This window comes from Tianweitania sp., assembly GCF_032053605.1.
GTDB lineage: Bacteria > Pseudomonadota > Alphaproteobacteria > Rhizobiales > Rhizobiaceae > Tianweitania.
Genome location: NZ_DAMBUH010000077.1, coordinates 13,297 through 16,423 on the forward strand (window position 1 = coordinate 13,297; position 3,127 = coordinate 16,423).

The 3,127-nt window shown below is 63.6% G+C and carries 4 protein-coding genes; 2 read left to right on the forward strand and 2 right to left on the reverse strand.

Features of this window, described 5'->3' with window-relative positions:
- Both RTX98_RS15335 and RTX98_RS15340 read left to right on the forward strand, forming a co-directional pair.
- Positions 1-196: hypothetical protein (locus tag RTX98_RS15335; RefSeq protein ID WP_312797703.1), on the forward strand; the 196-nt coding region annotated here is incomplete at its 5' end.
- On the forward strand, positions 157-1,629 hold the full coding sequence (locus RTX98_RS15340; protein WP_416223139.1) for an MFS transporter: 1,473 nt from the start codon (positions 157-159) through the stop codon (positions 1,627-1,629). The genes RTX98_RS15335 and RTX98_RS15340, both read left to right, overlap by 40 nt.
- On the opposite strand, the gene RTX98_RS15345 is transcribed toward RTX98_RS15340, so the two are convergent.
- Both RTX98_RS15345 and RTX98_RS15350 read right to left on the reverse strand, forming a co-directional pair.
- Positions 1,626-2,378, reverse strand: a complete 753-nt coding sequence (locus RTX98_RS15345) for an RlmE family RNA methyltransferase (protein WP_312797705.1) — start codon at positions 2,376-2,378, stop codon at positions 1,626-1,628. The two genes, RTX98_RS15340 and RTX98_RS15345, sit on opposite strands and share 4 nt — an antisense overlap.
- Positions 2,375-3,127: Ppx/GppA phosphatase family protein (locus RTX98_RS15350; RefSeq protein WP_416223140.1), on the reverse strand; the 753-nt coding region annotated here is incomplete at its 5' end. The genes RTX98_RS15350 and RTX98_RS15345, both read right to left, overlap by 4 nt.

Sequence of the window (3,127 nt, forward strand, 5' to 3'; positions counted from 1 at the left end):
CAGCAATGAGGGTTGGCGAAAACAAGGCACGGCAGCGGGTATGCTCGGTAAGCTGGCCGAGCAGAACGCGCCGGCAATCCCTTTCACACCAACGTTACGCCTTGCGAAGGGTTCGATGCCGGTCCAAAGAAGCCCGGACAACAAAGATAGCCATCTATGGATCGTGTTTCTTCCGCCGAAAACCAGCCTCCTGTGAAGACCGCCGGGTTCAATCGCGCGCTTCCCATCGTGCTGGCCGTCGCCTTGTTCATGGAGAACATGGATTCGACGGTGATCTCGACCTCCCTGCCGGCCATCGCGCGCGACATTGAAACGAGCCCGATCGCGCTGAAGCTGGCGCTGACGGCCTATCTTGTTTCGGTCGCGATCTTCATCCCGGTCAGCGGCTGGATGGCGGATCGTTACGGTGCAAAGACCGTGTTTCGCACGGCAATCGCCGTTTTCGTGCTCGGCTCGATCGCCTGCGCCTTTTCCGGCTCGCTCGGTGCCTTTGTCGGCGCGCGGTTCCTGCAAGGCATGGGCGGCGCGATGATGACGCCGGTTGCGCGCCTCGTTCTGGTGCGGGCGACATCGAAGGCCGATCTGGTGAATGCCATGGCGCTCTTGACCATCCCTGGCCTTATCGGCCCGCTGGTCGGACCACCGGTGGGCGGCTTCATCACCACCTACTTCTCCTGGCACTGGATCTTCCTGATCAACGTGCCGATCGGCCTTGCCGGCATCTATTTCGCCGGTCGCATTATGCCGGAAATGCCGGGCATCAAGGGCGCGCGGATCGATGCGGCCGGCTTCGTCATGGCGGGGCTCGCGGCATCCGGGCTGGTGTTCGGCCTGTCGGTCACGAGCCTTCCCGTTCTTCCGATGTGGGTGGGCCTGCTGACGGTCGGCGTCGGCCTGGTTTCAGGCCTGTTCTATATCCGCCATGCCCGACGCCATCCGGCGCCGATCATCGACCTGCGCATGTTTCGCAACCCGACCTTCCGGCGCGCGATCATGGGCGGCACGCTGTTCCGCTTCGGCATCGGCGCGATCCCGTTCCTGCTGCCGCTGTTCTTCCAGCTCGTGTTCGACCTGACGCCGTTCCAGTCCGGACTGCTCACCTTCGCGTCGGCCGGCGGTGCACTGATGATGAAGATGCTGGCGCCATCACTGCTCCGGCTCGGCGGCTTCCGCACCGTCCTGATCGGCGCCGGCCTGATCGGCGGCGTCCTGATCATCGCCAACGGCTTCTTCACCGCTGCCACGCCGCATCTGGTGATCACCGTGGTGCTGCTGTTCGCAGGCTTCTTCCGCTCGCTCTTCTTCACCTCGGCCAACGCGCTGGTGTTTGCCGAGGTGGAGAACAAGGATGCGGGTCAGGCAACCGCGATCGCGGCGGCCTCGCAGCAGATTTCCGTCGCGATCGGCGTGGCCATCGCAGGCGCCATCCTGGAAATCGCACCGATCTTCACTGGCTTACAGCTGGGGCAATCGACCTTCGTCATCGCCTTCACCATCGTCGGCCTGATCTCGATGCTGGCGATCGTGCCCTTCTTCTTCATGGATCGTCATGCAGGCAGCGATGTATCCGGCCATCGGCGACCGCCACCGCCGGAGGATCCCGTCGCGCAGCAGCCGCCGGTGGTTTAGCTCACGTCTTCGGCGTCTTCCGCCTCTTCCGCGATCTCCGGCGCCCGACCCTTGAAGTCGCGCGCAAGAAGATAAAGCTCGACGGACTCGGCGCGCGAGGCTGCCGGCTTGACGTGGTGGACCGACTTGAAATTCTTCTTCAAGCGATCGAGCAACTCGTTTTCCGTGCCGCCCTGGAAGGTCTTGGCGAGGAAATGCCCGCCGGGCTTCAGCACCGAAATCGCGAAATCCGCTGCGACTTCACAAAGATGCATGGTGCGGATGTGATCGGTGCGGCTGTGGCCGGTCGTCGGCGCCGCCATATCCGACAGGACGATGTCCGGCGGCCCGCCCAACGCTTCCATCAGCCTCGCCGGGGCCTCATCCTCCAGGAAGTCGAGTTGCAGAAGCTTGACGCCGGGCAACTCGTCCATTTCGAGATAATCGATGCCGACGACGCGCTTGTCTTCGTCGCTCGAAGTGACGCGCTGAACCGCAACCTGGCACCAGCCGCCCGGAGCCGCGCCAAGGTCGATCACCCGCAGTCCCTTTTTCAGGATGTGGTAGCGGTCGTCGATCTCGATCAGCTTATAGGCCGAGCGCGCACGGTAGCCTTCCATCTTGGAACGATGCACGTAGGGGTCGTTGAGGTGCCGTTCGAGCCAGCGCCGGGACGAGTTTTTCAGCTTGGTCTTCTTGATGCGGGTCTTGAGCGCACGCGCGCCGCTTCCCGCGGTCGAACTACCCGGTCGTTTGCTCGGCGGTTTCATCGCGTACCCTGCCGCTGATTGTTGGTGTTGGTTTGACGGCGCCAAGCGCCATCGTCGCCCATCAGTTCACTTAAAATGCCCTCGCGCAAACCGCGATCGGCAACCCGCAGCCGCTCCGACGGCCAGACAGCGCGGATCGCTTCCAGGATCGCGCAACCGGCGAGCACGAGATCGGCGCGGTCCGGTCCGATGCAGGGGTTGGCAACCCGCTCGGCGAAATCCCACGATACGAGCTTGGCGATCATGGCGTCGACATTCGCGCGATCGAGCCATAAGCCGTCGACACGGCGGCGGTCATAACGCTCCAGACCAAGATGCACGCCGGCCAGCGTGGTGACCGTGCCGGAGGTGCCGAGCAGATGGAAATCCGGCCCTTTCGCCAAGGCACCAAGCTTACCGCGCTCATCGAAGCGGTCGAGCATCCCGGCCACATCGGCAACCATCGCTTGGAAAATTTCGGGCGTCACCGTGCGGCCACCGAAGCGTTCGGCCAGGGAAACCACGCCCACCGGCAAGGAGGTCCACGCCACGATATGGCGCGCCAAACGGGGCCGCCGCTCGCCGGACACATCCACTAGCGCAATTTCCGAAGAGCCGCCGCCGATATCGAACAGCACCACCGCCTTCGTGCCACGCTCCACCAGCGATCCGCAGCCGGACACGGCCAGCCGCGCTTCCGTTTCGCGGTCGATAATCTCGAGCTGTAGACCCGTTTCGCGCTCCACGCGATCCAGAAACTCTTCGCCATT

What these genes read in the sequence shown, in the direction of transcription:
- RTX98_RS15340 (WP_416223139.1), top strand. Translation starts at nt 157, where the DNA reads ATGGATCGTGTTTCTTCCGCCGAAAACCAGCCTCCTGTGAAGACCGCC.
- RTX98_RS15345 (WP_312797705.1), bottom strand. Translation starts at nt 2,378, where the DNA reads ATGAAACCGCCGAGCAAACGACCGGGTAGTTCGACCGCGGGAAGCGGC.